Source organism: Streptomyces sp. NPDC048002, from assembly GCF_040653275.1.
Taxonomy (GTDB): domain Bacteria; phylum Actinomycetota; class Actinomycetes; order Streptomycetales; family Streptomycetaceae; genus Streptomyces.
The window spans coordinates 105,725-132,489 of the sequence record NZ_JBEZNL010000011.1; the positions used below are offsets into that span (position 1 = coordinate 105,725).

Sequence of the window (26,765 nt, forward strand, 5' to 3'; positions counted from 1 at the left end):
GCTCGGTCGCCGCGCGACTACGGGGCGAGCTTCAGCCCGCGCTCGGTGATGCCCGACTCCGCCTTGCGCTGGCCGGCCTTCACGCCCTCGGTGAAGCCGGACTTGGCGGTCTCGTCCTGGACCGCGGTGTAGACGTCCATCTGGTTCGGGCCCCAGGTCCAGCCCGGGACGATCGACTCGGCCTGCTCGGAGGCGAGCCCGTAGAGGTCCTGGCCGCCCAGGTAGGCGGTGTCGAACTCGGCGGCCGCCACCGCGCGCATCGCGGGGTCGGCGGGCAGGGCGCTGCTCGGGGACTCCAGGTCGGCGAGGCGGGCCCGGACGCCGGCCTCGTCGGTGGTGAGCCAGGTGATGAACTCGGCGGCGGCCTCGGCCCGGTCGCTGCCCTTGAGGACGCCGTAGGAGGTGCCGCCGTAGTTGCCGGCGGCGGCGGTGCCCCAGTTCGGCAGGGGTGCGGCGGCCCACTTCCCGGCGAGGTCGGGCATGGCGGTGCTCATGCCGCCCGCCGACCAGGAGGCGCCGAGGAAGGACAGGGTCCTGCCGGAGGTGCGGGCCTTGGTCTCCTCGGGGCTGTACCCGGTGTAGGACTGCACCAGGTCGTCGTCGATCAGTCCGTCCCAGTAGGTGGTGACCTTGTTGGTCGCCGCGTCGTCGACGGCGGGCTTCCACGCGTCGCCCTCGACGGAGAACCACTCCGCGCCGGCCTGCCAGGACAGCGCGGCCAGCAGGGCCGGGTCGTTCTTCGGCATGGAGGCGAGGCGGACGCTCTTGTCCTTCTTCTTCACCTCGACGGCGGCTTCCCCGAACTCCTCCCAGGTCGTGGGGACTTCGATGCCGAACCTCTCGAAGAGGTCGGTGCGGTAGTAGTACAGCTGGGGTGCCGCGTCGTAGGGGACGGTCCAGGTCCTGCCGCCGAAGGTCACCAGGTCCTGGATGGACTGCGGGAACTTCGTTCTGACCGTTTCCCCTGCGTATTCGGTCAGATCGATCAAATGACCTTGGCTGGCGAATTCGGGGACCATCTGGTACTCGATCGTGGCCACATCGGGGGCGTTGCCCGCCTTCACGGCGTTGGCGAGCTTGCTGTAGCCCTCCGTGCCGCTCGGTATCTCGGTCAGCTCGACCTTGATGTCCCGGTGGGTCCGGTTGAACTCCTCCACGGTCGACTTCGCACCGAGGGTCCAGGTCCAGTAGGTGAGGGTGACCGGCTTGCCGTCGGCGGCGGAGCCGGTCGCGTCGCCGCCCCCGCCGCAGGCCGTGGCGAGCAGGCCGAGCGCGGTGGCGGCGGCGAGGGTGGCGGTGGTGCGGAACGAACGTGAGGTGCGCGTCATGGGCACGTCTCCTACGGGACCTCGTACGGGAAGAGGCGGTCGCAGGACATCTTTTGTGCCAGGACGATCGACGTCAAGAGCGTTCGACCAAGACAATCAAAACGATCGCGCTACGAAAGGAACGCTCACTCGGCGATCGGTTCGCCGCCGCAGGAGGAACGGACCCTCAGGACCGGGAGCAGATCCAGGTGCTGACCGGGTCCCGGGCGCCGTCCGTCGCGGCGCTCCGCGAGCCGCTGGAGCAGCAGCTTGGCGGCGAGTTCACCCACCGAGCGCTTGGGCGGGGCCACGGCGGTGAGCGGCACGTCGGACAGCCCCGCGACCTCGTCGTCGTAGGCGATCAGGGCCAGGTCGCCGGGGACCCGCACCCCGGCGGCCTGGAGCCGCGGCACGAGGACGATCGCGTCCTCGTCACTGTGCACCAGTGCCGCCGTGACCCCGCGCTTGCGCACCGCGTCGACGAGGTGGTCGACGCTCGCCTCGTAGTCGCCGTGCTCCCGCACCGACGGCGCGTCGATGTCGACGTCGAGGCCGAGTGCCCGGACCGCGGCGCGGAAGCCGGCGGAGATCTGGTCGGCGTGCGGTCCCTCCTGGAGCACCGCGGTGACCTTGCGGTGGCCGAGGGAGGCGAAGTGCCCGACGGCGACGGCGGCGCCGTGGGCGCGGTCGGTGCGGACCCGGTCCAGGACGGCGGCGGGGTTGCCGGGCGGCGCCGAGCGTTCCACCAGCACGGCCGGCACGTCGTGCGCCAGCAGCCACTTCTCCTGGCCGTCCTCCGGCACCCCGCCGAACCAGCTCGGCGCGACGAGCAGCCCCTGCGCGCCCCCCGCGACCAGGTGCTCGGCCTGCACGGCGTCCTCCGCGTCGACGTACCCGGACACCCCGAGCACCAGGCGCCCGCCCTGGGCGGTGACGGCCTCCCGGGCGCCGCGGACGATGTCGGCGAAGATGTAGTTGGTGGTCGGGACGATCATTCCGATCACCGCGCCCCCGGCGCTCTGAGCGCGCTCGCGCGGTTCGGCCGCCGCCTCCTCCGGCCACACCACGGCCCCGTGCAGGCGCTGCACGCGCCCCTGGGCGGCCAGCGCCTCCACGTCCCGGCGCAGGGTGACGGCCGAGACACCCAGTTCGGCGGCGAGCTCGGCGACCCGGATACTGCGCCGTTCCCGGACGAGTTCGAGCACCCGCTCATGGCGCTGGTCGACGTGGAGCCGCATGGTTCCCCCTGGTCCGCAACGTGAGCCCGGGCAGAGGCGTGATCCCGGAGCGCTTACTCTACGCCCATAATCGTATCGATCGTTTGCGCTCAATACGATCGCCATGTGGGCGTGATGCGGCCCCGCCGAGCGGCTGTTCAGTACAGGGCGGGTGTTCAGTGCCGGGCGAACTGCACCCCGGTCGGTTGCAGGACGTCCGGGCGGACGGGGAGGGCGCGGACGGTCAGCCGTTCACCGTGGATGTCGGTGATCCTCAGGGCGCCGCCGCAGCCGCGGCCGTCCTCGGCGAGGAAGTAGTTGTACTCGGCGCGGGGCAACTGCCGCCAGCCGCCGTCCGCCTCGACCTCCAGCCGGGCGATCGGGTTGCGGTGGTCGACGGCCTGGATACCGCACCAGTACGCGCTGGACCCGGTCTTGTACCGGATCGAGACCGTGTCGTCCGTGGCGGGGCTGAGCAGGGTCCAGGTGATCCCGATGAGGCCGGCGTCGAGGTCGGCGAGCTTGGCGAACGCCTGCTTGCTGAGGTCGAGCTGGCCCGGCTCGCACGGCGCCGGGCACTCGTTGGTGACGCGGACCGTGACGGAGGCGCCGCTCTCCGCGCGGACCAGCACGTAAGCGCCGCACGCCCGGGACGTCTCGTAGTCGGCGGTGTTCATCGCCGCGATCATCATGTCGTCGCTCGGGCCCAGCATGCAGGCCCCGTCGCCGTCCCCGGCGTCGTAGTGGGTGGCGACGCCCTCGTAGGTGGTCCCGGGCCGGATCCGTCCCGCCGGAACGGCCACCGGTGCCGCGGCCTTCGGCGCCTTGGTCGCGGAAGGCCGTGCCGTCGCTCCGCCGCTCTCCCGGGCCTTGGCGGTGGGGGTCCGCGACGCACTCGCGCTCGTGCTCGGTGTCGGGCTCGGCGCGGGCGTCGTGGGGGTGGGAGCGTCCGTACGGGTGGCGGCGACGGAGTCCGACGCGGCGGACGGGGCGTCGGCCGTGCCGTCGGAGGGCGCCACGACCAGGTAGAGGAGTACGCCCGCCACGGCGGTCAGCGCCGCCGCTGTCACCGCTGTCAGCCGCTGTCTGCGCCTGCGCTGCCGTGCGGCCTGTCTCGGTGTCTTCATGCCTGTCCGTTCCGGGGTTCGGGTCGACGCTGCTCCTCCCAGTGGCCACAGAACAGGAAAAGGTTGCCGTCCGGTCGTGGATTGCCGAAACAGGTACGGAAATCCGCGGGTCCGGGCGCGGTGGGACGCCGGTCGTCACGTCCCGTCAGGCGGGCGCCGGCCCGCTGCGCACCCAGCCCAGCAGCACCACCGAGCAGACGGCGGCGAAGGCGCACCACGTGGAGACGAACTCCGCCCGCCACAGCACCACGCAGATCAGCGCGCCCACGGCCACCAGCACCCCGAGAAGGGTCAGGCCGCGGTCCCCGCACAGCAGCAGCGAGCCGATCGTGGCGAACAGGTATCCGGCGACGATCAGCGAGGAGTGGGGCAGGTCCAGCACGTAGCCGACCGTGTGGCCGCGGATCTCGGCGCTGACGGGACGGGTGGCGAGGGCGTACGTCAGCGCGGCGGCGGTCAGGACCCCCGCGGCGGCCGGGAGGAGGAGCGTGCGCCGGCCGGGCACGGCGAGCAGGACGCCCAGCGGGACCCAGAGCGGCAGCAGCGGGAGCGCGATGACCGCCCAGGCGACGGTGGCCGGGCCCGTTCCGCCGTCGCCCGCCCACACGGCGGCCTCGATCATCTGGTGGGCGCCCAGCAGCAGGGGGAGCGCGGCCAGCGGCAGGAGGCGAGGGGTGGTGCGGGCGCGCGCCACACAGGCCACACCGACGGCGACGATCCCGGCGCCCGCGACGAGGTCGGCCTCGGCACTCCAGCACATCGGTCCACCCGGGGGTCGCACGGCAGGGATCTCCATCCTCTCCCGTACACGCCCGTAGCACTCGGTTCCCACCGAGCGTGCACTCAGTGCCATCCCTGGTGGTCAGGTGCTACGTTCCCGACCATGAGCTCCAGCAGTGCGGCGCCCCGCCGCGGAGAGAGGGCGGTCGCCTCGGGCGCGTGGCCGCCGATGCGGGAGGCGCTGGTCGCGGCGGCCTTCCAGCTGTTCCTGGAGCGGGGGTACGAGCGGACCACCGTGGACGACATCGTCGCGCTGGCCGGGGTGGGGCGGCGGTCGTTCTTCCGCTACTTCCCGTCCAAGGAGGACGTCGTCTTCCCCGACCACGAGCGGTGCCTGGCCGACATGACGGCGTTCCTGGCCGCCGGTACCGTCGGCGAGGAGCCGGTCCGGCGGGTGTGCGACGCGGCCCGCCTGGTGCTGCACATGTACGCGGAGAACCCGGACTTCTCCGTGCAGCGCTACCGGCTCACCAAGCGGGTGCCGGGTCTGCGGGCCTACGAGCTGTCGGTGGTGTGGCGCTACGAGCGGGCGCTCGCCGCGTATCTGCGGGCGCGCTTCGCGGGCCGGCGCGACGGGACGCTCCAGGCCGACGTGATCGCCGCGGCGGTGGTCGCCGCGCACAACAACGCGCTGCGCTCCTGGCTGCGTTCGGGCGGAACGGCCGATCCGGGCGCGACCGTGGACCACGCGCTGGCCTCCGTGCGGGCGGCGTTCGGCGCCCCGGACCCGGCCCCCGCGGACGCCCGGCCCGAGGACGTCGTCGTCGTGGTGGCCCGCCGGGGCGCCCCCTTGTGGCGAATCGTCCAGGAAGTCGAGTCCGCGCTCGGCCGCTCCGCAGATTGAGGGTACGGAGTGCCTTTACCGCTGACACTCAGTGCCATACGCTGCCCGTGTGCACGGTGGCACGGCGACCGGGCACAGGTGTGCGCGGGCGTCCCGCGCGCGGGATTCCGGCCGAGCGCAGGGAGTTGACCAGCGTGTACCACCACTCAGGAAGCGTGGCCCACGGGACCGCCGGCTCCGCGGTCGGTGTCCTCGAAGCCTCGGGCGCGGCCCGGGAGTCCGACGGCATGCTCTTCCAGCGCTGCACCTGGTGCGGCACCGCGATGTACCACCGGCTGCTGTGTCCGGTCTGCCAGGGCAGCGACCTGCGCACCGAGCGCAGTGAGGGCGTCGGGACGGTGCGGCACTCGACGGTGGTGCACCGCAACACCCCGGCCGCGCGCAATGTGTCGCTGATCGAGTTGGCCGAGGGGTTCGTCGTGCGCGGCCGGGTGATGGGCCCGCCGATCGGCATTCACAGCGGGGACCGGGTCCGCCTGTCGCAGGCCAAGGACCCGGTGCGGGGCGAGCCCGTGTTCCAGCTGGTCGACGAGCCCTACCGCGCCTGGACCTGACGGCTGCCCGTCCCGGCGCTACGGGGTCAGGGTGACGCGGATGCCGACCGTGCCCTCGGTGCGCCGGCGGATGCGGCTGCCGAGCAGGGTGAGCCGGCCGACGATGCCGTACTTGCGGGCGATCAGTTTGCGGTAGCGGGCGACGGTGGCCTGGCCGGTGATCTCCGCGGTGGCCGGGACCTGCTCACCGGTGGGCCTGCCGCGCAGGTCGCAGGGGCCGACCAGGACGTCCGCGCGGGCCCGGATCCGCTTGACCTTCCAGGAGTCGGCGACCGTCCACACGCCGAGCGCGTCGCCGTCGCGCACCACCCACACGGGGGTGGGAACGCCGGTGCCGTTCTTCCGGTAGCTGGTGATCAGCAGGTACTGGCCGGATCCGAGGCGGTCCAGCAGCGTGTCGTCCATGAACGCCAGTCTAGGGCGTGCAGGGCCGCCCGCCGCGCGCGGTGAACGCCCCGGGCCCGCGCCGCGTATGGACTGGGGGCGCTCAACTCCGGCAGTGCCCCGCGGTGTTGCCATCGCGCGTTCGGGTTCGGGAGCCAGGCATGAGGCACGTACGACGACGGACTCTCCGGCGAGCTGCACGGGTGGCCGCCGTCGGAGGACTGCTCCTGGGCTCGGTGATGGTGACGCGCGCGGTGGCGAGCGAGCCGGCCGGTCCGCCGGCGCCGTCGGACGTGTCGGTGCGCTCGGCCGTGGACACCGGGTCCGGACTGGTGGAACGGCTCGGCACGGCCCGTACCGCGGGCAGTTGGGTCGGTGCCGACGGCCGGCCGGTCGTCGCGGTGACCGACGAGGAGGCGGCCGCAGAGGTGCGCCGGGCGGGCGGCGAGCCGAAGGTGGTGTCGCACAGTATGAACGAGCTCAAGTCGGCGACGTCCACGCTCGGTTCGGCCCCCCGGGTGCCCGGTACGGCCTGGTCGATGGACTACCGCAGCAACGAGGTGGTGGTGCGGGGCGACAGCACCGTGTCGTCCGCCGACTGGTCGAGGCTGACCCGGGTCGCGGGCGGTGTGGGCGCCTTCGTCCGGATGGAGCGGACCGAGGGGACCTTCACGACGCGGCTGAACGGCGCGCAGCCGATCCTGTCCACGGCCGGCCGCTGTTCGGCCGGGTTCAACGTCACCGACGGGCGGCGCGACTTCATCCTCACGGCCGGGCACTGCGGTCCGGACGGCTCGCTCTGGTTCGCCGACAGCGCCGGCCGCGAGCAGGTGGGCCGCACGGTGCGGCAGAACTTCCCCGGCGGTGACTTCTCCCTGGTGCAGTACGCCGACGGCGAGGCCGGGGACGGCGCGGACGTGGTCGCCGTCGGTGACGGGCAGGGTGTGCGGATCACCGGGGTGAGCGATCCCTCGATCGGGCAGCGGGTGTTCCGCAGCGGCAGCACCAGCGGACTGAGCGACGGCACGGTGACGGCGCTGAACGCCACGGTGAACTACCCCGAGGGCACGGTGACCGGGCTGATCGAGACGAACGTGTGCGCGGAGCCCGGGGACAGCGGCGGGCCGCTCTTCTCGGAGGGCATCGCGCTGGGCATCACCTCCGGCGGCAGCGGGGACTGCGTCTCGGGCGGTACGACGTTCTTCCAGCCGGTGACGAAGGCCCTCGCCGAGCTGGGCGTCCAGCTCATCGCCGCGGCCCCGCAGGGCGGCGGACAGGGCGGGGCGGCCTCGCCGGCGCCGTCCGCCTCGCCCACGCAGAGCGCCATCGCGCCGGGGGCGGCCTCACCGGGCTCCTCGGCGCCCGTGAGCGGGGCGGAGGCGACGCAGCTTCTGGCCCGGCTGGCCGATCCGCGGAACGTGGGTCCCGGGTTGCTGATCATCGCGGGATCGCTGGTCGCGCTGGTGGCGACGCGGTTCATCCGCTCGGAACAGGACCGCAAGGCGTATCAGCGCTACTACTCGGCGAGCTGGGGGTGAGGGGGCCGGGCGCACCGGCCGGGGAAAGTAGAAAGGGCACCCGTTCGAAAGGGTGCCCACTGGGGTCTTCGAGGCTCGGCGGTCCCCGGGGAGCGTCAGGCGGCGTTCACACCGCCTGCGGGGCCGCTGCGGCCCACTCCATGACGAGTCGTTGGTACTCCTCGCGCTCCTCGACGCTCAGTGTCCCGCCCGCCCGGCGCCACAGGGCCCGGATCTCCTCGTTGACCTCGTCAGCCGATCGATCGGAAACGGGTTCAACACTGGTGGACATGGTGTGAAGCATACGTCCACGCAGGTGAAGGCGGCGTGAGTAAGGGCGACCAATCCGGACATACCGGACCGTGTCGCTCCTCACGTCCCGATCCCGGCCATACGCCCGCGCCCACAGCCGAGTTCAGCCGGAACCGGGGCGCGGGCGGACGTCTCACGTGCCCGGCTTGCGGCCGTAGACGAAGACGTCGTCGCCGTTCTTCAGGAGGGACCAGTACTTCTTGGCGTGCGTCTTGGTCATGTTGACGCAGCCGTGCGAGCCGGGCGGGTTCCACATGCTGACGCCGACCGAGTGGAAGGCCTGACCGCCGTCGAAGAACTGGGCGTACGGCATCGGGACGTCGTAGATCGTGGAGACGTGGTCGATGTTGCGCCAGTAGATCTTCTTCGCGCCGGTGCGGGTCTCGTAGCCGTCGCGGCCGGTGCGCACGGCGACGGGGCCGTAGACGAGCTTCTCGCCGTCCTGGATCCAGCTCAGCTGGAGGGTGAGGTTCACACAGGCGATGCGGCCCTTGTTCACGGGGCACTTGCCGTCCTTGTTGGGCTTGTTCCCGACGGCCTTCTGCTTGTTCATGAGGTTCATCACGCCCCAGGTCACCGGACCCGCGTAACCGGCGTTCGGTGTGATGCCGTGCTTGGTCTGGAAGCTCTGGATGGCCTTGCAGTCGGCGCTGGACTGCTTGCCGTCGACGGGTCGGCCCAGGAACTTCTCCACCTGCTTCTGGTACGGCCCGGTCTGCGAGGTGCAGCTCGCGGCCTGCGCCGGCGCGGCACCGAGCGCGAGCGTGAGCGGCGCCGTCAGCGCGGTGACTCCGAGGAAGACGGCTCCTCGTCTGCGTATGTCCCCCATGGTCGGCCTTTCCCTCAAGAACGGTGCGTCGCGGTGTGCCGCGATCTCTGCCAGCTAGACCGGTGTCCGGCGGTGTTGGTTGTGCTCCGGGGCGGTCCGTGACCAAATGGTGAACTTCGGGAGCTTCCGGCCCCGCGCCCGGGGCCGGCGTCCCGGTCCGCCTATTGGTCGTCCGCCTGGAGGGCCATCCGGAACCCTGTGTTCACCGAGGTCAGGCCGCCGTCGACGACCAGGGTGGTACCGGTGATCCAGGACGCGTCCCGGGAGGCGAGGAAGGCGACCGCGGCGGCGATGTCCTCCGGCTCGCCGACGCGGCCCAGCGGGTACACGCCGCCGGCCCGCTCCAGGTCGTCCTCCCGGCCCGCCCAGGCCGCGGTGCGGACGGTGCCGGGGGCCACCAGGTTCACCCGGACCCCGCGGGAGGCCGCGTGGCCGGCGAGGGTGCGGGTGAGGGAGGCGAGTCCGGCCTTGGCGGCGCTGTAGGCGTGGTTGCCGAAGCTCTGGATGCCGTTGACGGAGCCGATCGAGACGATCGCGCCGCGGCCGGAGGCGGCGAGGTGGGGCAGCGCGGCGCGGGAGCAGCGGTAGGCGCCGGTGAGGGTGAGGTCCAGGTCGCGGGCCCAGACCTCGTCGGATTCGTCCTCGAAGAGCGGGGCGTCGGGGGTGCAGCCGTAGGCGTTGTTGACCAGGACGTCGAGCGAACCGAGGACGGTCACGGCGTGGGCGACCGCGGCCTCGACCGAGTCGCGGTCCCCCACGTCGCAGCCGAACGCCTCGGCCGTCAGGCCCTGTTCGCGCAGGGCGGCCGCCGTCTTCCCGGCCGCCGTCCCGTCCACGTCCGTCACCAGCACCCGCGCGCCCTCGGCGGCGAACCGGGCGGCCGTGGCCGCGCCGATGCCGCGGGCGGCACCCGTGACGAGAACTCCGTACCCCGCGAAGCGTGTTGTGTCCGTCATGCTCCCGCACGGTAGTGCCGGTGAGATCAACCGGGCAGCTACCGTGCAGCCATGGATGTGTTCCTCCAGCAACTCCCCGCCCTGCTGGGCGTGGTGATCGGCGCCCTCGGCTCGTACCTGGCCCTGCTGCGCAGCGACACGGCCCGCTTCCGGCGGGAGGAGGCCGCGCGGTGGGAGGAGCGGCGGCTCGCGGTGTACTCCGACTACGCGCGGTCGGTGAAGCGGACCGTGGTGATCACGTACCGGGTCGCCGCCGAACTGGGCTGCGGCACCCACCCGGACCCGCTGACACTGGAGGAGGCCAAGCCGCTGCTGGCGGAGGCGAACGACGGCCGCGACCCCTCGGGCGAGGCGCTGCTGATGCTGGGCAGCGTCGAGGTGGTGGACAAGGCCCGCGCCTGGGTGGTGACGGCGATGGAGATGGAGCGCTACGTCCGCACGGGCGGCCGGGACCCGGACGCCTGGCAGGCGCTCCTGGCCCGGCAGCGCGCCGGGCGCGAGGGCTACTACACGGCGGTCCGTGAGGACCTGGGCATGCCGCCGGGCCACTCCGCGCGCTGGCGGCTGCCGGTGACGGAGCCGGTGCCGCCTCAGCGGTAGTGGGTGCCGCCTCAGCGGTAGTGGGTGCCGCCTCAGCGGTAGCCGGTGGTGTCGGCGGGCTTCCCCGCGTCCTGGACCTCCACCAGGTACCGCCAGGCGTCGGGGCGGCTGCCGTCGAGGTCGGTGAAGCCGTACTCCCCCGCCAGGCCGCCGCTGGAGAGGGAGGCCCCGTTGTACCGGGCGACGTCGGGGTCGGCGGCGAGCGCGGCCACGGCGCGGCCGACGTAGCGCGGGGTCTCCGAGATCGCGAAGTGCGGGACGCGGGCGAGGGCGTCGCGCCAGTTGTCCTCGCGCACCCCGAACGTGTCGAGCATCATCTCCGAGCGCAGCCAGCCGGGGGTGAGCGCGAGGGCGGTCGCGCCGCGCGGGCCGAGTTCGTGGGCGAGGGAGAAGGCCATGCGCAGCACGGAGGACTTGGCGAGGTCGTAGAAGAAGGAGGCGCGGTAGTGGTCGCGGTTGTAGTCGGCGGTGCCGTCGGTCATCTCCACCACCAGACCGCCGGGGTGGCGCAGCAGCAGCGGCAGGGCGAAGTGGCTGGTGATGGCGTGCGTCTCAACGGCGAGCCGGAGCAGCCGCAGTCCGTCGTCGAGATCGTGCTCCCAGACCGGGACGTCCCAGCCGAAGAGCTTCTCGCCGCCCCAGACGTCGTTGACGAGCACGTCGAGCCGGCCCTGTTCGTCCGCGACTCGGTCCACCAGGGCCCGCACCCGGTCGGGTTCGAGGTGGTCGGTGGGTACGGCGATGCCGTGGCCGCCCGCCGCGGTGACCAGGTCGGCGGTGTCCTCGATCGTCTCGGGCCGGTCGTACTCGGAGCGCCGCTGCCGGGTCGTGCGTCCGGTGACGTAGACGGTGGCGCCGGCCGCGCCCAGCTCCACGGCGATACCGCGCCCGGCTCCCCGGGTGGCTCCGGCGACCAGTGCGACCCGGCCCTTCAACGGCTGTGACATGTCCTGCCTCTCCCTGCGACGGTTTCGTGCTCCTACCGTCCCCGGAAAGCCGGACATCTTCTGTCACCTTTTCCGGCGGGTCTTGCGACCGTGCGCGCGGCGGCCGTCAGGGGCGCTCCTCACGCAGCCCGAGGACGTACGTCGCGGTGAGCGCGACGACCCGGTCCTCGTCGTGGGTCAGGCCGTCCAGCGCCCGGGAGGCGGCGGGGCCCGGGATGTCGGCGAGCGCCTGCGTCAGGCGCCGGCGGGCGGCGGGGCCGCCGGAGTCGTGGGCGAGCAGGCCGGTCAGGGCGGCGGCGATCCGCTCGGCCAGTGTGTCGTCGGTGGCGGCGAGGGCGCCCAGCGCGTCCGCCGCGTCGACATCGCTGGTGCCCGCGACGACCATGTCGAGCAGCGGTTGCACGGCTTCCGGGACGCCCCGGGCGCCGAGGGCGAGTGCCGCGAGTCGGTGGACCGCGGCGTCGGGGTCGGCGAGGGCCCGCCGCAGGAGTGCGGTGCCGGCCTCGCCCGGGAGGGCGACGAGGGCGTGGACGGCACGGGCGCGGACCTCGGGGTCCGGGGAGTCCAGGCCGCGCGCGAGGGTGGGCAGCCCGGCGTCGCCGGAGCGGGCCAGCGCCCACCGGAAGGTCCCGGCGACGTTCGGCTCCGGCTCGTTCAGCGCCGCCTCGGCCAGCGCCTCGGCGGGGAGTTCGGTCCCGGAGGCGCCGGAGGTCCCGGAGGTCAGCGCCGCCCGCTGGCGGCTGTCCGCGTTCTCCGAGCCGAGGGCCTGGAGCAGGGCCACCACGCGCAGCACGTCGTCCCAGGCGGCGGGTCCGGCCGCGTCGATCCGGCGCAGCCGGGTCAGCAGCTCCGTCTCGGCGGCGATCCGGGCGCGGGTGTCGCGGATCAGGTCGTCGACGAGTCGCGCCGGGGCGAAGTCCGGATCGTCCAGGGCCCGGCCCACGTCCCGCAGGGAGAGGCCGAGGGAACGCAGGCTCTCGATGTGGAAGACCCGGCGGATGTCGTCGTCGGAGTACTCCCGGTAGCCGGAGCCGCTCCGGGCGGTGGGCCGGACCAGGCCGAGCGACTCGTAGTGGCGGAGCATGCGGGCGCTGACGCCGGACCGTCGTGCCACCTCACCGATCAGCACCGCTGTCGCCGTCCTCCTTCCGGCCGTCCGGGCCGAGCACCGCGACCCGCTTGGCCTCTTCGAGCGCGTACGCGAACCCGGCCTCCGGGTCGCGTCGCAGGTGCTCCGTCGCGTGGGCGTGGGCGCGTACCCGGGGTTCCGGGGAGGTCATCGCCGTCCGCAGGACGGGCGGCGCCGTCTCGTCGAGCGCGATCAGGGCCCGGCTGAGGCTGAGCTGCGTCGGGTGCTCCCCGCGGCCGAGCTGTGTCGCCAACGCTACCGCCAGGGCGGCCCGCTCACCCTCGGGGACCAGCACGACCGCCGCCCGCCAGGCGCTGCGGGCGACCTCGTCGTCGGCGTCGGTCAGCAGCTCGCGGGTCAGCGCGGGCCACGCGCGCCGGTCGCCGATCTTGGAGAGGGTGTGCAGCGCCTGGCTGCGGGCCTGGGCCTGCGGCGAGGCGAGCTCGTCGAGCAGCAGGGGCAGGGTCACGTCGGCCGGCTGGCGGGTGAGAGCCCAGGTCAGCGTCTCGCGGACGGAGAAGTCCGGCTCCACCGCGCACCGGGCCACGAGCGCGGCGACGAGGGCGGGGTGCGGGTTCGTGCCCGCGGCCAGCGCGGCCCGCAGCCGGACCGACGCGCTGTCCGCGGCGAGCCCCTCGGCTGCGCGCGGCGGGTTCTGTGTCTCCTGGGTCATGGGTGACCACCTCCTCCACCGCAGTGAAGGCCTTGCCACCGTGTCAAGGTCAAGCGCCCCGCCCCCGGGTGGGGCGGGGCGGGTTCGCCGGAGGCGTCAGTGGCCGCGGGCGATCCACTCCTGGAGGTGCGGGGCCTCGGCTCCGATCGTCGTGCCGTCGCCGTGCCCGGTGAGGACCTTCGTCTCGGGCGGCAGCGTGAGCAGGCGGTCCCGGATCGAGTCCACGATCGTCGGGAAGTGGGAGAACGAGCGGCCCGTCGCGCCGGGGCCGCCCTTGAAGAGGGTGTCGCCGGTGAAGACGGTCGCCAGGCCCGGGTCGTAGAGGCAGACCGCGCCGGGCGCGTGCCCGGGGGTGTGCAGGACCCGGAGGTCCGCCCCGGCCGCCTCGATGACCTGTCCGTCGAGGAGGTGCGCGTCGGGGTCGCGGTCGGGGTGGGTCTGCTTCCACAGCGACAGGTCGTCGGGGTGCAGCCAGATCGTGGCGCCGGTGCGCTCCGCGAGGGCGGGCGCGGCGTCGATGTGGTCGTTGTGGGCGTGGGTGCAGACGATGGCGGTCAGTCTGCGGTCGCCGACGGCCTCGGCGATGGCGTCGGCGTCGTGGGCGGCGTCGATGACGACGACCTCGTGGTCGTCGCCGACGAGCCAGACGTTGTTGTCGACGTCCCAGGTGCCGCCGTCGAGGCTGAACTGGCCGGAGGTGACGAGGCGTTCGATGCGCGTGGTCATCAGAGCACCACCACCGAGCGCAGGACGTCGCCCTGGTGCATCCGCTCGAACGCCTTCTCCACGTCGGTGAGTTCGATGGTCTCCGTGACGAACGCCTCCAGGTCCAGGCGGCCCTGGAGATGCAGGTCGATCAGCATCGGGAAGTCCCGGGAGGGCAGACAGTCGCCGTACCAGGAGGACTTCAGTGCGCCGCCGCGGCCGAAGACGTCCAGGAGCGGCAGTTCGAGCTTCATCTCGGGGGTGGGGACGCCGACGAGGACGACGGTGCCGGCCAGGTCGCGGGCGTAGAAGGCCTGCTGGTAGGTCTCGGGGCGGCCCACGGCCTCGATGACGACGTCGGCGCCGAAGCCTCCGGTGAGCGACCGGATCGTCTCCACCGGGTCGGTCTCGCGTGAGTTGACGGTGTGCGTGGCGCCCATGGCGCGGGCCTTTTCGAGCTTGCGGTCGTCGATGTCGACGGCGATGATCTTCGCCGCGCCCGCCAGGTTCGCGCCGGCGACGGCGGCGTCGCCGACCCCTCCGCAGCCGATGACCGCGACGGTGTCACCGCGGCCCACGTTGCCGGTGTTGATGGCGGCGCCGATGCCGGCCATCACACCGCATCCCAGCAGACCCGCGACCTGCGGGGAGACGGCCGGGTCGACCTTGGTGCACTGGCCCGCGGCGACCAGGGTCTTCTCGGCGAAGGCGCCGATGCCGAGGGCCGGGGAGAGTTCGGTGCCGTCGGTGAGCGTCATCCTCTGCTTCGCGTTGTGGGTGTCGAAGCAGTACCAGGGCCGCCCGCGCAGACAGGCACGGCAACGCCCGCACACCGCACGCCAGTTGAGGACAACGAAATCGCCGGGCTCGACCTCGGTGACGCCGTCGCCGACCGACTCGACCACGCCCGCCGCCTCGTGGCCCAGCAGGAAGGGGAAGTCGTCGGAGATTCCGCCCTGTTTGTAGTGCAGATCGGTGTGGCAGACACCGCAGGCCTGGATCTTCACGACGGCCTCGCCGGGCCCCGGGTCGGGCACGACGATCGTCTCCACCCTGACCGGTTCGTCCTTGCCCGGTGCGATCACGCCGCGTACCTGCTGCGCCATGGTGCTGCCTCTCTTCCTCAGACCGGAGTGCGTCCGGTTCGACCCTACGCGCGACTGATCGGAAACGGCGTGTCCTGGCGGAAAGCCGCTCAGGCGCGCAGCACCGCTCCCAGGGAGGTGGCGGGATGCCCGGTCAGGTCCTCGATCGCGCTCGTCACCCCGGCGAGGGAGCCGTCGGCGACGGCCGTGTAGGTGGAGACCCAGGCGTCGAGCTGCCAGTCGGGGGCGCCGTGGCCCCGCCGGGAGGCGTACGCCTCCTCGACCGTCTCCGGTACGTACGTCACCGGGCGCCCCGTGACGGCGGTCAGGGTGGCCGCCACGTCGGCGAATCCGAGCGCCTCGGGGCCGGTCAGTTCGTAGGTGCGGCCGGTGTGCGGGCCCGGGGCGCGCAGCACCGCGACGGCGGCGTCGGCGATGTCGTCCTGCGCGACCACGGCGGCCCGGCCTTCGCCCGCCGGACCGCGGATGGCGCCGTCCTCACCGACGAGCGCGGGCATGAAGTCGGCGTACAGGTTGTCCCGCAGGAAGGTGAAGGGGATGCCGCTGGCGCGCAGGTGCTGCTCGGTGTGCCAGTGGTCGCGGGCCAGGGTGAAGGTGGCGTCGGGGGCGGCGCCGTAGAAGGAGATGTACACCAGGTGGGCGACCCGGGCCGCCGCCGCGGCGTCGATGAAGGTGCGGTGCTGCTGGACCCGGTCGGGGGTCTCGGAGGCGGAGACCATCAGGACGTGGTCGCCGGCGCGCAGGGCGCGGGTGACGGCGCCCGGGTCGTCGTAGGCGCCGGGCAGGGCGGTGGCGCCGGGCAGTTCGGGGGCCCGGGACGGGGTGCGGACCAGGAGGGTCTGCTCGACGCCGGCGGCGGCCAGCCGCCGGGCTACGCGTCCGCCGAGGCGGCCGGAGGCGCCGGTGACGGCGTACGTGGGAGCCATGGGTTCTCCTGGGGCGGCGTGGGGGTGGGACTCGATCCCTATCAGACATGTGTGCGGAGCACCTCTCGGCGACACGCCCGCCACCGCCCGGCCGGTCAGTGGAGGGGGCCCGCGCGCGGCGCCCGGGGTCCGTGCCGCGGGGCCGCGCCCGGGGTGAGTTCGAGGAGGCGGACGACCCGGTAGCGGTGCGGGCGGAAGGGCTCGTAGAAGGGCTCGACCTCGTCGTCGTGGAGCGGGCGGCCGAGCAGGGCCACGCCGGTCAGGGTGGCGAGGTGGTAGTCGCCGAGCGGGAGGGCGTCGGCGTCGCCGAGGGCACGGTGGCCGACCTGGGCGGCGGTCCACGCGCCGACGCCGGTGAGGTTCGCCAGCACGGCGTAGGCGCGTTCCGGGTCGTCGGCCGCCCGTTCGAGCCGTGCCGCGTGGCGGGCGGCGGCCACGACGGTGGCGGAGCGGTGCAGGTCCACGCCGGCCCGGCGCCACTCCCAGCTCGGGACGGTCCGCCAGGCCTCGGGCGTCGGGGGCAGCCGCATGCCCTCGGGGGCGGGGCCGGGGGGCGGTCCGCCGTACGTCCGGACCAGGCGGGCGAAGGAGGCGGCCGCGTCGAGGCCGACGACACGTTGCTCCAGGACGGCGGGGACCAACGCCTCGAACAGGCGTCCGGTACGGGGCACCCGCAGCCCCGGCAGCCGGTGCACCGCCCGCCGCAGTACGGGGTGGCGGGGCCGGAACAGCTCCGGCCGGTCCTCCTCGCCCAGTTCACGCCGGACGGAGTCGGCCAGTTCGGCCGCGCCGGGGCCCCAGAGGTCCACGTGGAGGTCGTCCAGGCGCCGCTGGCGGACGCGGTAGGTGACCGGCCCCGAGGCGGTGAGCGCCGTGCGCCACAGCGAGCCGTCGGTCTCCTCGCGGTGCGTCGGGTCGTAGGGGCCGCGGCGCAGGCTGCGCAGGGTCAGCCCGGCGTCCACGGGGAAGCCGGGCTGCCAGCGCACCGAACGATCCGGGGGCTGCGGCATCGGATCGGTCACGGTCTCCCAGGGGACATGCCGAGGGCCGCCCGGCTGAGCGGACGGCCCTCGGGGGTGCGGCGGTCAGTACTGAATGCCCGGGAGCAGACCGGTGACCGGCGCGGCCAGGTCGGTCACCTGGTGCAGCTGGTTCAGTTCGTGGACCCGGTTGAGCTGGCCGAGCTGCGCGGAGGGCCGCGGGACGGCCGCCTCGTGCTGCTCGGGGATGTCGCTCACGGCGAGCGAGTCGAGCATGCTCATCGGGCTGAGCGACCCGGTGTCCGGGGCCTTCGACTCGGCCGCGCCGGCCAGGGGCGCGGCGAGGCCGGTGACCGCGGCGGCCAGACCGACGGCGGCGGCGATGCGTCGTGTTGAGATCATGTCCGGAGCAACGCCGGCGGGCCGGTCGCGGACACGGGCGCGCGGCGCGGCTCACTCGTCAGGCGGACCGCGGTGGCTGCGCTTGCCGAGGCCGCCGGCCCGGAGGAGCCTCGAAGGAGAGGCCGGCGCGGCCCTCTCCCCCGAGGCCGCGGGCCTTCGAGGAGGTCACCATGGGCACCGCGGCACGCTCCGGATTCGACACCGAGGTCCTGCGCCGGGGCATCGAGGGAGACACGGCGGCGGCACTGCTGTCGCTGTACGCCGACGACGCCGAAATGCGCGTCGTGGACCGCAACACCCAGCCGAGCAGTCCCCGGGTCCTGCACGGCCGTGACGAGATAGGCGAGTTGCTCGCGGACGTATACAGCCGGGACATGACCCACAAGATGGAGCGGTGCGTGGTCGACGGCGACAACGTGGCGTACAGCGAGAGCTGCCGGTACTCGGACGGGGTGCGGGTGCTGTCGGAGTCCATGCTCACGCTGCGGGACGGCAAGATCGTCGAACAGACCATGATCCAGGCATGGGACGAGTGACCGCACGGCTGCCGAGGATCCGGATCTCCACCCGGATGACCTGGACCTTCTCGGCACAGGCGGGCATGGGGCGGCCCCGCCCGGCGCGCGTCCGGCGGGCCCGGCCCCGGTCCGCGGCGGGCCGGCTGGCGTCCGCCGCGCTGCTGCGGTCGGTCCTGCGCGGCGCGCGGGCGCGGCGACTCCCCGCGGCGCCGCCCCGTCCACGCCGCCTCAGACACCGCTGAGCAGCCACACGGCGCCGGTCGGCTCACCCCTCTTCCCAGCCCACCGGCCGCAGCATGGCGAGGAGTTGCCGGACGAGTTCGTCCACGACCTCGTCCAGCGTCGCGTCCAGCCAGCCCGCGCTCCAGTCGTGCAGCAGCCCGTTGACGCTGCCGATGAACGCCGTGGCGGCGAGACGGTGGTCGCGTCGTGCCGCCTCGCCCCGCTCGGCCGCCGCGTGGGCCTCGGCGCAGATCAGGTCGACCCAGCGGGAGCGTCGGGCGAGGCGCTGCTCCTCCAGCCGGGGGCTGACCCCGACGATCTCGACGAAGGTGATGCGGACCCGGCGCGGATCGGCGGTGACATGGGCCGCGTAGGCGCGGAAGATCGCGGCGGCGCGCTCGGCCATGGGCGCGCCGCCCACCTGCGCGGCGCGCGCCAGGACCGCCTGTTCGGTCAGGTCGTTCACCTGGAGGTGGAGGGCGGCCAGGACGTCCTCCAGGGTGCGGAACTCCTCGTAGAACTGCCGGGTGGACAGTCCGGCGGCCTCGCTGAGCGCCGCGACGGTGGTGGCGCGGTAGCCCGGGGTGTCACCGAAGAGGCGGAGTGCCGCGTCGAGGAACCGGTCGCGTCGCTCGGCCTTGCGTTCCGCCGCCGATCTGCCGCCGTAACGTCCGGTCGGTGCCCTGAGCCTGCCCGCCAATGTCTCTCCCCTCCTGGGCCGTCCGCCATTGTGTGGTGTGCACACGCTTACCGAGAAGGCCCCGGAGGGGAACCCGTGCCGTTCACCTCCCCGCGGCCCAGGCGGCGAGTTCGGACCTGGCGGCGGCCAGCAGTTCCGCGGAGGGGGCCGAGGCGCCGTTGGTCACCAGGGCGAAGTGCGGGGCGCCGGAGTCGGTGTCGGTCAGCAGCAGCCGGCGGCTTCCGGTGCCGCCGGGTTCGGGGGCGACGGCGACGGGGGTCGTCGAGGTGTACGCCGGTGGGGCGTGCACCGTGCCCAGGTCGGAGACGACCGTGGTGGAGCCGGTCGGGAAGGACGCCGGGAGGTGGAGTTCGGTCGGTGCCGAGCCGTCGCCGGAGCGCCACATCAGCAGTCCGTACTGGCCGGTGCCGACCAGTCGGGCCACCTGGGGCAGCGAGGCGGGCACCGGGTTCCAGGTGAGGGTGGTGGAGCCGTCCCGGGAGCGGTCCTCGTAGGTGAAGGCGACGGTCGTGCCCGCGGTGGCGCTCGGGTAGAGGCGGTCCAGCAGGCGGGCGTCCTGGCGCAGGACCGGGGTGCCGGAGTCGTCGAGCCGCACCGCCGAGAGGTCCTCGTCGTTCCAGGCGTCCCCGGCGGTGAGCACCTTGTCGGGGTTGCCGTTCATCAGCTCGTGGTGGCGTCCGTGGTAGATGTCCCACTGCCACTGGCTGCCGGACAGGACCGGACCGGACGCCGCCGGGTCGGACCACCAACTCGCGCCCTTCACGCGGGAGTCGAGGGCCTGGTACATCGCCTTGAGCACGGTCGGCGCCTTGTCGGCGACCGACCCGGCCAGCGGATGCCCGAACTCGCTGACGATCCCCGGCGTTCCGGCCGCCGCCGCCCGGTCCCGGACCGTGCCGAAGTCGCCGCTGTACTGCCCGTCCTGCGCCTTGCCCCACATGAAGATCCCTGAGATGGCCTTCTGGTCGTAGAAGTGGGTGTTGAACACATAGCGCGGTCCGAGCCGGCCGGCGTCCAGCAGGCCGCCCTCCTGGCGCTGGAAGTCGAGGTTGGCGTTCCAGAAGAGGTTCGGCTCCACGAAGGCGGGCTTGTCCTGCCAGCCGGCCGCGTCCATGCGCGCCCGGAACCGCTCGTAGAACGGCCACAGCACGTCCCGCTCCCAGGTACGGCTGGTCTGCCCGGAGTCGTAACTCCCCGCGTGCGGTTCGTTGTACGGGTCGAAGCCGACGACGCCGGTGAACCGCGCGGCGCCGAGGTGCTGCCGGAGGTACGTCATCGTCGTCTGCGCGGTGGCGAGGAAGGCGTCCTGGAGGCCGTACGCGTTGTGCCAGAAGTCGTACGACGCCCGTGTGACGGCCTCGTTCTGGGTGATGTTCTGGCCCCAGAACAGGCAGATGCCGCAGGACTCGTCGGGGTAGTTCCCGGCGTCCACCGCCCACTCGGGGGCACCGTCGCCGGTGTACCAGCTGTCGGCGTCGAAGAGGTGGCGGGAGAAGAGGTCCTGGTGGAAGTCGGGGTAGACGCGCAGGCCCGCGTCGAGGAAGGCGCCGATCTGGGCGGTGGCGGCGGACAGGTAGGCCGTGTCGACCTGTCCGCGTACCGGTTCGGCGTAGGCCCAGGAGAGCAGGAAGCGGACCGTGTTGCCGCCGCCGAGGGCGCGCAGCGCGGCCGCTGACTTGCGGGCGTCGGCCACCGAGGCGAACGGCAGCCCGCCGTTCTCGGCGAGCTTGGTCTCGCCGGAGACGTTGTAGCCGCGCAGGACGACCTCACGGCCGTGGCCGTCGGTGAAGCGGCCGTCCCGCACGGTCAGGGGTGTCTCGTCGAACCACAGGGCGTCGGAGAGGGCGGGGGCGGCGGCGGCCGGAGCGGGACCGGCCGCCGTCAGGAATCCGAGGAGGAGGACCAGCACAACGAGCACACGCGCACGTGTAGTCGGCATGTTCACTACAGTCCGGCGGCCGCCCGGTCCCGTCAACACTTCTGACCCACAAGTAAGTTGACTGTTAGTCAGTTCAACTGCCCACTCTCCGGGTCACGTTCAGCAGGTACTCCTTCCGGTTCAGCGGGTTGTGGTCGGTGCGCGCCCGCTCGGGGACGGTTCCCCGGGCGACCGGCGCGTAGTGGTCGAAGGCGCTCTCCAACTCGCCCTCGCCCCGCGTGAGTCCGGGCAGCCGCTGCTCCAGCTCGTGCACCCGCGCGGCCGGCACGGCGCCGTCCAGGACACAGACCGCGCCCCGGGTCCCGGTGGATCCCGGCACCGCCCCGAGCCCGGCCAGCACCGGCAGCAGCGCGCCGAGGGTGTCGGCCGGCGCCCGAAGCCGGAAGCGGTGCATCGGCTCGTGCACCCGCGTGCCCGCCCGCCGCAGCGCCTCGGTCAGCACCAGCGGGGTCAGCCCCCGGAAGTCGTAGCCGGTGCTGGACATGCTCTTGTCGAAGCCCTGGTGGGCGTGGCTCTGCCGGGGCGAGTAGCCGCAGTGCGTGAGGGTGACCGCGCAGTCGGGGACCGCCCAGCCGTGCAGCCCTTGGCCCAGGTTCTCGCGGACGGAGTCCTCGATCGCCTTGAAGAAGGCGTACGGCATGGAGCCGAGCTCCACCTCCAGGGCGAAGGAGACGCCCGCGCCGACCGGGGCCGGCTCGACGCGCAGGCCGACGGTGGCGAGGAAGGGGTTCGGGTCCTTCTTGTTGAACTCGACGGCGCTTCCGGTCCCGGCGGGCCGCTCCACGCACAGAGGTGTGGTCTCCCGGAAGGTGACGTCGAGGCCGTACTCGTCGGCGAGCGTGGCCTGGACGACCTCCTTCTGCACCTCGCCGTAGAGGGAGACGGAGATCTCCCGGCGCCGCTCGTCGTGGCGCAGGGCGATCAGCGGGTCCTGTTCGGCCAGCTGGGTGAGCGCGACGTGCAGCGCCCGGGGATCGGTCCCCGGGCCGGGGACAACAACGGTCTCCAGGGTGGGCGGGGCGAAGAAGCGGCTCTCCGCGGCGCGGGGGCGGCCGAGCGCGTCGCCGATCCGGACGTCGGCGAGCCCCCACAACCTGGCGATGCGGCCCGCGGTAACCGCGTCGCGCCGGACGTCGGAGCCGTGCTCGAAGACGCTGACCGCCGTGACCTTGCCCTCCTTGCGGGCGTCGCCGAAACGGACGGGGGTGCGGACTCCGAGGGTGCCGGAGAACATCCGCGCGTAGGCGATCTTCTCCCCCGCCGGCCCCCGCTCGACCTTGAACACGGTGCCCGAGACCGGGCCGCGCGGGTCGCCGTCGACGGCGGGCAGCAGCTCGCGCACTCCGCCGATCAGCGCGTCCACCCCGGCACCGGTGACGGCCGAGCCGAAGTACACCGGGTGGACCAGGCCCCGGCGGGTCTGGTCGGCCAGGGCGGCGCGCACCCGGCCGTCCGGGACGGTGCCCTCGACGTACGCGGTGAGGAGGCCGTCGTCGTGGTCGGCCAGCGTGTCGAGCGCGGCCGCCCCGAGCGCGGGCGTGAACCGGGCCGCGCGGGTGCCGATTCCGGTGGTGCGGCCCATGGGCACGACGGCGATGTCCAGCCGGGCGGTGAGCGCGCGCAGCAGGTCCTCCTCGCGGGCGCCACGGCGGTCGATCTTGTTGACGAAGACCAGGGTGGGGATGCGCAGCCGCCGCAGGGTCCGCATCAGGACCCGGGTCTGCGCCTGCACCCCCTCGACGGCGGAGACGACCAGCACGGCACCGTCCAGGACGCCGAGCACCCGCTCCACCTCGGCGATGAAGTCCGGGTGGCCGGGGGTGTCGATGAGGTTGACCGTGACGTCGTCGACCGGGAAGGAGACGACGGCGGACTTGATGGTGATCCCGCGCCGGCGCTCCAGCGCGAGGGTGTCGGTCCGGGTGGTCCCGGCGTCGACGCTGCCGATCTCGTCGATCACGCCGACCGAGTGCAGCAGGCGCTCGGTCAGGCTGGTCTTACCGGCGTCGACATGGGCGAGGATTCCTAGGTTGAGCAACGGCACGGAGCGTCATGTCCTTCGATGAGGGGGTCGTTCCTTCCTGGGGGGACATGAACGGAGTTCGCATCGGGGCTCCTTCTCGCGTGCCGGGTGGATCGGGCGCAGTCCAGCAGGTGCGGGAAGCCCGCGGCAATGGATTAACGCTCAACCACATCTGGTGTCCGGCGGGGCAGGGCGGGCGGTGCGATCGTGGTGAGGGAGGTGTCCGGGTGTCCGGCGGTGCCGGAGAGAGGAGCGGGCGATGCGTGACGTGCTCCCGGTGCTGGCCGCCTGGTACCGGGCGGGATCGCCGTTCGGACTCGCCACGGTCGTCGCGACGAGCCGCAGCGCGCCGCGCGAGCCGGGGGCAGCGATGGCCGTGGGCCCGGACGACGAGGTCGTGGGCAGCGTGTCGGGCGGCTGTGTCGAGGGGGCCGTCTTCGACCTGGCCAGGGAGGTGGCGGCGAGCGGCGAGGCGCGGCTGGAGACCTTCGGCTACAGCGACGAGGACGCGTTCGCGGTGGGCCTCACCTGCGGCGGCGAGATCACCCTGCTGGTGCGTCCGGTGACGGCCGAGGCCGATCCCTCGTTCGGCGCCGTCGCGGAGTCCGTCGCGGCCCACGCGCCCGTCACCGTCGCCACGGTGGCCGACGGGCCCGCGCCGCGCGGAGGGGCCCTCGCGGTCTGGCCCGAGCGGGTCCTCGGCACGCTCGGCTCGCCGGGCCTGGACGCGGCGGTCACCGCCGACGCCCGCGGTGAACTCGCCCTCGGCGCCACCGCCCTGCGCCACTACGGGCCGCACGGCGAGCGCCGCGAGGACGCGGTCGCGGTCTTCCTGCACTCCTTCGCGCCGCCGCCGCGGATGCTGGTCTTCGGCGCCATCGACTACGCGGCCGCCGTCGCCCGGATCGGGGACTTCCTCGGCTACCGGGTCACCGTGTGCGACGCCCGCCCGGTGTTCGCCACGCCCCGGCGCTTCCCCGAGGGCGTGGAGGTGGTCGTGGACTGGCCGCACCGCTATCTCAGCGGCACCGAAACGGACGGGACCACGGTGATCTGCGTGCTCACCCACGACCCGAAGTTCGACGTGCCGCTGTTGGAGGAGGCGCTGCGCAGGCCCGCCGCGTACATCGGGGCGATGGGCAGCCGCCGTACCCACGAGGACCGGACGCGGCGGCTGGCCGCGGCCGGGCTCACCGCGGCCGAGCTGTCCCGGCTGCGTTCCCCGGTCGGCCTCGACCTGGGCGCCCGTACCCCCGAGGAGGTCGCCGTGTCGGTCGCCGCCGAGATCGTCGCCCTGCGCTGGGGCGGCAGCGGCGCCCCCCTCACCGGGACCCGGGGCGCGATCCATCCCGCGCGCTAGGTGTGTTTCGAAAGTCCCGCCTGCCCCGCGACGCCTCCCACGGACCCCGGACCGCCGTCGCGACCCGCCCGGGACGCGTCCCGCCCCCGATCTCACCCGAACGGCCCCACCACGTGTCCCTTCGGAACCGGCGTCCCGCTACCGGGGCGGCAGCCGGTGCAGTTCCACGTCGGTGAGGAGGCCGTCGGCGACCGACGCGGTGAGGTAGGTGCAGTGCGGCTGACGGCGGCGGTCCGTCGGGGAGCCCGGGTTCAGCAGCCGCAGCCCCGTGGCCGCGGTGCTGTCCCAGGGGATGTGGCTGTGGCCGAAGACCAGGACGTCCAGCTCGGGGAAGCGGGCGGCGCAGCGCGTCTCCCGGCCCTGGGCGGGGCCGGTCTCGTGGACCACGCCGAACCGCAGCCCGCCGAGTTCGGCGAGGGCCACCTCGGGGAGCCGGGCGCGCAGTTCGGGGCCGTCGTTGTTGCCGTACACGGCGACCAGGCGGCGGCTGTCGCGCTCCAGCAGGTCGAGGGTGGCCGTGTCGACCCAGTCCCCCGCGTGGATCACCACGTCGGCGCGCGGGAGTTCGGCGAGGAGCGGGCCGGGAAGTGCGCGGGCGCGCTTGGGCAGATGGGTGTCGGACATCAGCAGCAGACGCACTCCGACAGGCTACGGGCGCCGGGCGGACAAAGGTGGCAAGGCGGCGGGAGAGGGTTAGCATCGGGCCAGGCATACCGTGCCGCACCCACCGTGCCGCACCCAGCGAGGCAGCCGACGACCCGAGGGGACTTCGAGCGCGATGCCGGTCAAGGTCAGCGTCATCGTCCCCGTCTACAACCCGGGGGCCTACATCGAGGAGTGCGTCTCCTCGCTGCTGCGGCAGTCCCTGCCCCCGGACGCCTATGAAGTGATCTTCGTGGACGACGGTTCCACCGACGACACGCCCGGCCGGCTCGACGAGCTGGCCGCCGAGCACCCGCGGGTCACGGTGCTGCACCAGGAGAACTCCGGCTGGTCCGGCAAGCCCCGCAATGTCGGCATCGAGGCGTCCCGCGGCGAGTACGTGATGTTCGTGGACAACGACGACCATCTCGGCGACGAGGCCTTGGAGCGGATGTACGACTACGCCGTCGCCAACGACGCCGACGTGGTCGTGGGCAAGATGGCCGGTCAGGGCCGCGGGGTGCCGGTGGAGCTGTTCCGCCACAACCATCCGCGGGCCACCGTGGAGAGCGCGCCGCTGATCGACAGCCTCACCCCGCACAAGATGTTCCGCCGGGCCTTCCTGGACCGCATCGGCCTGCGCTTCCCCGAGGGACGCCGCCGCCTGGAGGACCACGTCTTCGTCACCGAGGCGTACCTGCGCGCGGAGAACGTCTCGGTGCTCAGCGACTACGTCTGCTACTACCACGTCCGCCGGGAGGACGCCTCCAACGCGGGGTTCCAGCGCTTCGACCCGGTCGGCTACTTCAAGAACCTGCGCGAGGCGCTCGACGTGGTCGAGCGGTACACCGAACCGGGCCCCCTGCGCGACCGGCTCTTCCGGCGCTGGCTGCGGGTGGAGATGGTCGAACGGATGCGCGGCAAGCGGCTGTTGGCGCTGCCGGGCGACTACCGCAAGGAGCTGTTCCGGGAGATCCACTCCGTCGTCGTCGAACGCTTCGGGCCCGGCGTGGCGGCCGGCCTCCCGCCGACCCAGCAGGTCGTGGCCGCGCTGATCGCCGCCGACCGGCTGGGCGAGGTGGAGGAGTTCGCCGAATGGGAGGCGGGCATCGTCCTGAAGGCCGTCCCCGAGGAACTGCAGTGGGCCGACGGCGCGCTGCGGGTGTCCTTCGCGGCCGAGTACCACGCGGGCGGCGCGCCGCTGACGTTCAGTTCGGCGGGCGGCGGCGACCCGCTCTCGACGCCGCCGAAGGACGTGGCCGAGGCCATCGCCCGGGTGGGCGCCGACACCCTCTCCCGGTTCGGCACGGCCGCCGCCGACCTGCTGCTGCGCCGGCGCTCCAGCGCCGCCCAGTACTTCCAGCCGGTGCAGTTCACCCGTGAGACCGTGCCGACCGAGGACCCGGGCCGCTTCCGGCTGGTGCTGCGGGCGACGGCCACCGTGGACCCGGCGACCGCGGCCGCGGGCGCGGCCCTGACCGGCGGGCTGTGGGACGCGGTGGTACGGGCCCGGCTGGGCGGCTGGACCAAGGAGTGCCGGCTGGCCCCCGCCCGGGGCGCCGAGCGGCCCACCGCGATCGCCGTCGTCACGGCCGGGCACGTGGCGCTGCCGTACTGGACCGCCCGGCACAACTCGCTCGCCGTGGACGTCGACCGGGCCAGCCGGAGTCTCGGGCTCGGCCGCCTCACGCCGGAGCGGGTCTCCGTCGTGGACGGCCGGCTGACCGTGCCTGTGCCCTTGCACGTGCCCGCCGACACGCCCGTCCTGCTGCGGCTGACCGCGAAGGGCCGGACCCTGCCCGTGCCCGGCACGCTCTCCCCCGGACCCGACGGTCCCGGAGCACTGCTGACGGCCGATCTGCCGGTCCCCTCGATGGGCGGGACCACCTGGCGGGTGGCGCTCGCCCCGGTCCCGGACGCGCGCGAACCGCGGGTGCTGGCGCTGCCGTTCGCGCTGCACTCCGGGGCGCTCGGGGTGCAGGCCCGGCGCAGACCCCGCCCGGGGCCGCTGCGCAGACTCGTACGCAAGGCGAGGGCCCTGTTCGGGTCCGCTCGGAGGTGACGGC

At 73.5% G+C, this 26,765-nt stretch carries 28 protein-coding genes; 8 read left to right on the top strand and 20 right to left on the bottom strand.

The window, feature by feature from the left end:
* Positions 1 to 17: 17 nt before the first annotated feature.
* The 4 genes from AB0E07_RS16840 to AB0E07_RS16855 all read right to left on the bottom strand — a co-directional run bounded on the left by AB0E07_RS16840 (position 18) and on the right by AB0E07_RS16855 (position 4,411).
* A complete protein-coding gene (locus AB0E07_RS16840; RefSeq protein ID WP_362251670.1) occupies positions 18 to 1,328 on the bottom strand; it encodes a sugar ABC transporter substrate-binding protein in 1,311 nt (436 codons plus the stop codon).
* A gap of 125 nt (positions 1,329 to 1,453) precedes the next feature.
* The gene (locus AB0E07_RS16845; protein ID WP_362251673.1) at positions 1,454 to 2,545 is read right to left on the bottom strand and encodes a substrate-binding domain-containing protein; all 1,092 of its coding nucleotides are present in this window, start codon (positions 2,543 to 2,545) and stop codon (positions 1,454 to 1,456) included.
* A 155-nt stretch (positions 2,546 to 2,700) separates the two neighbouring features.
* On the bottom strand, positions 2,701 to 3,651 hold the full coding sequence (locus AB0E07_RS16850; RefSeq protein ID WP_362251676.1) for an expansin EXLX1 family cellulose-binding protein: 951 nt from the start codon (positions 3,649 to 3,651) through the stop codon (positions 2,701 to 2,703).
* 145 nt (positions 3,652 to 3,796) lie between these two features.
* Positions 3,797 to 4,411: a DUF6629 family protein gene (locus AB0E07_RS16855; RefSeq protein ID WP_362251679.1), complete on the bottom strand. Its 615-nt coding sequence runs from the start codon at positions 4,409 to 4,411 to the stop codon at positions 3,797 to 3,799.
* Between the two features lie 123 nt (positions 4,412 to 4,534).
* On the opposite strand from AB0E07_RS16855, the gene AB0E07_RS16860 reads away from it, so the two are divergent.
* Both AB0E07_RS16860 and AB0E07_RS16865 read left to right on the top strand, forming a co-directional pair.
* Positions 4,535 to 5,275 carry a TetR family transcriptional regulator gene (locus AB0E07_RS16860; protein WP_362251682.1) on the top strand — a complete coding sequence of 247 codons (741 nt, stop codon included), beginning with the start codon at positions 4,535 to 4,537 and terminating at the stop codon, positions 5,273 to 5,275.
* Between the two features lie 134 nt (positions 5,276 to 5,409).
* Entirely contained in the window at positions 5,410 to 5,829 is a 420-nt protein-coding gene (locus tag AB0E07_RS16865; protein WP_362251685.1) for a zinc ribbon domain-containing protein, read from the top strand.
* An 18-nt stretch (positions 5,830 to 5,847) separates the two neighbouring features.
* Here AB0E07_RS16865 and AB0E07_RS16870 read toward each other — a convergent pair whose 3' ends face one another.
* On the bottom strand, positions 5,848 to 6,234 hold the full coding sequence (locus AB0E07_RS16870; protein WP_362251688.1) for a PPOX class F420-dependent oxidoreductase: 387 nt from the start codon (positions 6,232 to 6,234) through the stop codon (positions 5,848 to 5,850).
* Between the two features lie 140 nt (positions 6,235 to 6,374).
* On the opposite strand from AB0E07_RS16870, the gene AB0E07_RS16875 reads away from it, so the two are divergent.
* Positions 6,375 to 7,751, top strand: a complete 1,377-nt coding sequence (locus AB0E07_RS16875; RefSeq protein ID WP_362251691.1) for a S1 family peptidase — start codon at positions 6,375 to 6,377, stop codon at positions 7,749 to 7,751.
* 106 nt (positions 7,752 to 7,857) lie between these two features.
* On the opposite strand, the gene AB0E07_RS16880 is transcribed toward AB0E07_RS16875, so the two are convergent.
* From AB0E07_RS16880 to AB0E07_RS16890, 3 genes are all read right to left on the bottom strand, one after another.
* Positions 7,858 to 8,022, bottom strand: a complete 165-nt coding sequence (locus AB0E07_RS16880; protein WP_362251938.1) for a hypothetical protein — start codon at positions 8,020 to 8,022, stop codon at positions 7,858 to 7,860.
* A gap of 153 nt (positions 8,023 to 8,175) precedes the next feature.
* Positions 8,176 to 8,871, bottom strand: coding sequence for a L,D-transpeptidase (locus tag AB0E07_RS16885; protein WP_362251693.1), 696 nt, complete (start codon positions 8,869 to 8,871; stop codon positions 8,176 to 8,178).
* A gap of 161 nt (positions 8,872 to 9,032) precedes the next feature.
* Entirely contained in the window at positions 9,033 to 9,827 is a 795-nt protein-coding gene (locus AB0E07_RS16890) for an SDR family NAD(P)-dependent oxidoreductase (RefSeq protein WP_362251696.1), read from the bottom strand.
* Between the two features lie 51 nt (positions 9,828 to 9,878).
* Between AB0E07_RS16890 and AB0E07_RS16895 the strand changes: the two genes are divergently transcribed.
* Positions 9,879 to 10,427: a hypothetical protein gene (locus AB0E07_RS16895; protein ID WP_362251699.1), complete on the top strand. Its 549-nt coding sequence runs from the start codon at positions 9,879 to 9,881 to the stop codon at positions 10,425 to 10,427.
* Between the two features lie 32 nt (positions 10,428 to 10,459).
* Here the strand turns inward: AB0E07_RS16895 and AB0E07_RS16900 are convergent, their stop codons facing one another.
* The 8 genes from AB0E07_RS16900 to AB0E07_RS16935 form a co-directional block, all read right to left on the bottom strand.
* Positions 10,460 to 11,374 carry an SDR family oxidoreductase gene (locus AB0E07_RS16900; RefSeq protein WP_362251702.1) on the bottom strand — a complete coding sequence of 305 codons (915 nt, stop codon included), beginning with the start codon at positions 11,372 to 11,374 and terminating at the stop codon, positions 10,460 to 10,462.
* A 106-nt stretch (positions 11,375 to 11,480) separates the two neighbouring features.
* The gene (locus AB0E07_RS16905; protein WP_362251705.1) at positions 11,481 to 12,503 is read right to left on the bottom strand and encodes a HEAT repeat domain-containing protein; all 1,023 of its coding nucleotides are present in this window, start codon (positions 12,501 to 12,503) and stop codon (positions 11,481 to 11,483) included.
* Positions 12,490 to 13,176: a HEAT repeat domain-containing protein gene (locus AB0E07_RS16910; RefSeq protein ID WP_362251708.1), complete on the bottom strand. Its 687-nt coding sequence runs from the start codon at positions 13,174 to 13,176 to the stop codon at positions 12,490 to 12,492. The genes AB0E07_RS16905 and AB0E07_RS16910 overlap by 14 nt, the downstream gene beginning before the upstream one ends.
* Before the next feature lie 96 nt (positions 13,177 to 13,272).
* Positions 13,273 to 13,902, bottom strand: coding sequence for an MBL fold metallo-hydrolase (locus AB0E07_RS16915; RefSeq protein WP_362251712.1), 630 nt, complete (start codon positions 13,900 to 13,902; stop codon positions 13,273 to 13,275).
* On the bottom strand, positions 13,902 to 14,987 hold the full coding sequence (locus AB0E07_RS16920; RefSeq protein WP_362251714.1) for an S-(hydroxymethyl)mycothiol dehydrogenase: 1,086 nt from the start codon (positions 14,985 to 14,987) through the stop codon (positions 13,902 to 13,904). Before AB0E07_RS16920 ends, AB0E07_RS16915 begins: the two co-directional genes overlap by 1 nt.
* Positions 14,988 to 15,076: 89 nt before the next feature.
* Positions 15,077 to 15,913: an SDR family oxidoreductase gene (locus tag AB0E07_RS16925; RefSeq protein WP_362251716.1), complete on the bottom strand. Its 837-nt coding sequence runs from the start codon at positions 15,911 to 15,913 to the stop codon at positions 15,077 to 15,079.
* Between the two features lie 95 nt (positions 15,914 to 16,008).
* The gene (locus AB0E07_RS16930; RefSeq protein ID WP_362251719.1) at positions 16,009 to 16,935 is read right to left on the bottom strand and encodes a DNA-3-methyladenine glycosylase 2 family protein; all 927 of its coding nucleotides are present in this window, start codon (positions 16,933 to 16,935) and stop codon (positions 16,009 to 16,011) included.
* Positions 16,936 to 16,998: 63 nt separating this feature from the next.
* Complete coding sequence (locus AB0E07_RS16935) at positions 16,999 to 17,295, bottom strand: hypothetical protein (RefSeq protein WP_362251722.1); 297 nt, start codon at positions 17,293 to 17,295, stop codon at positions 16,999 to 17,001.
* Positions 17,296 to 17,465: 170 nt separating this feature from the next.
* Here AB0E07_RS16935 and AB0E07_RS16940 point away from each other — a divergent pair, with 170 nt between their 5' ends.
* Complete coding sequence (locus AB0E07_RS16940; RefSeq protein WP_362251724.1) at positions 17,466 to 17,831, top strand: nuclear transport factor 2 family protein; 366 nt, start codon at positions 17,466 to 17,468, stop codon at positions 17,829 to 17,831.
* Complete coding sequence (locus AB0E07_RS16945) at positions 17,819 to 18,055, top strand: hypothetical protein (RefSeq protein WP_362251727.1); 237 nt, start codon at positions 17,819 to 17,821, stop codon at positions 18,053 to 18,055. The genes AB0E07_RS16940 and AB0E07_RS16945 overlap by 13 nt, the downstream gene beginning before the upstream one ends.
* A gap of 23 nt (positions 18,056 to 18,078) precedes the next feature.
* On the opposite strand, the gene AB0E07_RS16950 is transcribed toward AB0E07_RS16945, so the two are convergent.
* From AB0E07_RS16950 to AB0E07_RS16960, 3 genes are all read right to left on the bottom strand, one after another.
* The gene (locus tag AB0E07_RS16950; RefSeq protein WP_362251729.1) at positions 18,079 to 18,735 is read right to left on the bottom strand and encodes a TetR/AcrR family transcriptional regulator; all 657 of its coding nucleotides are present in this window, start codon (positions 18,733 to 18,735) and stop codon (positions 18,079 to 18,081) included.
* Positions 18,736 to 18,817: 82 nt separating this feature from the next.
* Positions 18,818 to 20,674 carry a cellulase family glycosylhydrolase gene (locus tag AB0E07_RS16955; protein ID WP_362251732.1) on the bottom strand — a complete coding sequence of 619 codons (1,857 nt, stop codon included), beginning with the start codon at positions 20,672 to 20,674 and terminating at the stop codon, positions 18,818 to 18,820.
* 73 nt (positions 20,675 to 20,747) lie between these two features.
* Positions 20,748 to 22,718 carry a translation factor GTPase family protein gene (locus tag AB0E07_RS16960; RefSeq protein WP_362251735.1) on the bottom strand — a complete coding sequence of 657 codons (1,971 nt, stop codon included), beginning with the start codon at positions 22,716 to 22,718 and terminating at the stop codon, positions 20,748 to 20,750.
* A gap of 238 nt (positions 22,719 to 22,956) precedes the next feature.
* On the opposite strand from AB0E07_RS16960, the gene AB0E07_RS16965 reads away from it, so the two are divergent.
* On the top strand, positions 22,957 to 24,057 hold the full coding sequence (locus tag AB0E07_RS16965; RefSeq protein ID WP_362251738.1) for an XdhC family protein: 1,101 nt from the start codon (positions 22,957 to 22,959) through the stop codon (positions 24,055 to 24,057).
* Between the two features lie 138 nt (positions 24,058 to 24,195).
* On the opposite strand, the gene AB0E07_RS16970 is transcribed toward AB0E07_RS16965, so the two are convergent.
* A complete protein-coding gene (locus AB0E07_RS16970; RefSeq protein WP_362251741.1) occupies positions 24,196 to 24,696 on the bottom strand; it encodes a metallophosphoesterase in 501 nt (166 codons plus the stop codon).
* Positions 24,697 to 24,835: 139 nt separating this feature from the next.
* On the opposite strand from AB0E07_RS16970, the gene AB0E07_RS16975 reads away from it, so the two are divergent.
* The gene (locus AB0E07_RS16975) at positions 24,836 to 26,761 is read left to right on the top strand and encodes a glycosyltransferase (RefSeq protein ID WP_362251744.1); all 1,926 of its coding nucleotides are present in this window, start codon (positions 24,836 to 24,838) and stop codon (positions 26,759 to 26,761) included.
* Positions 26,762 to 26,765 lie beyond the last annotated feature (4 nt).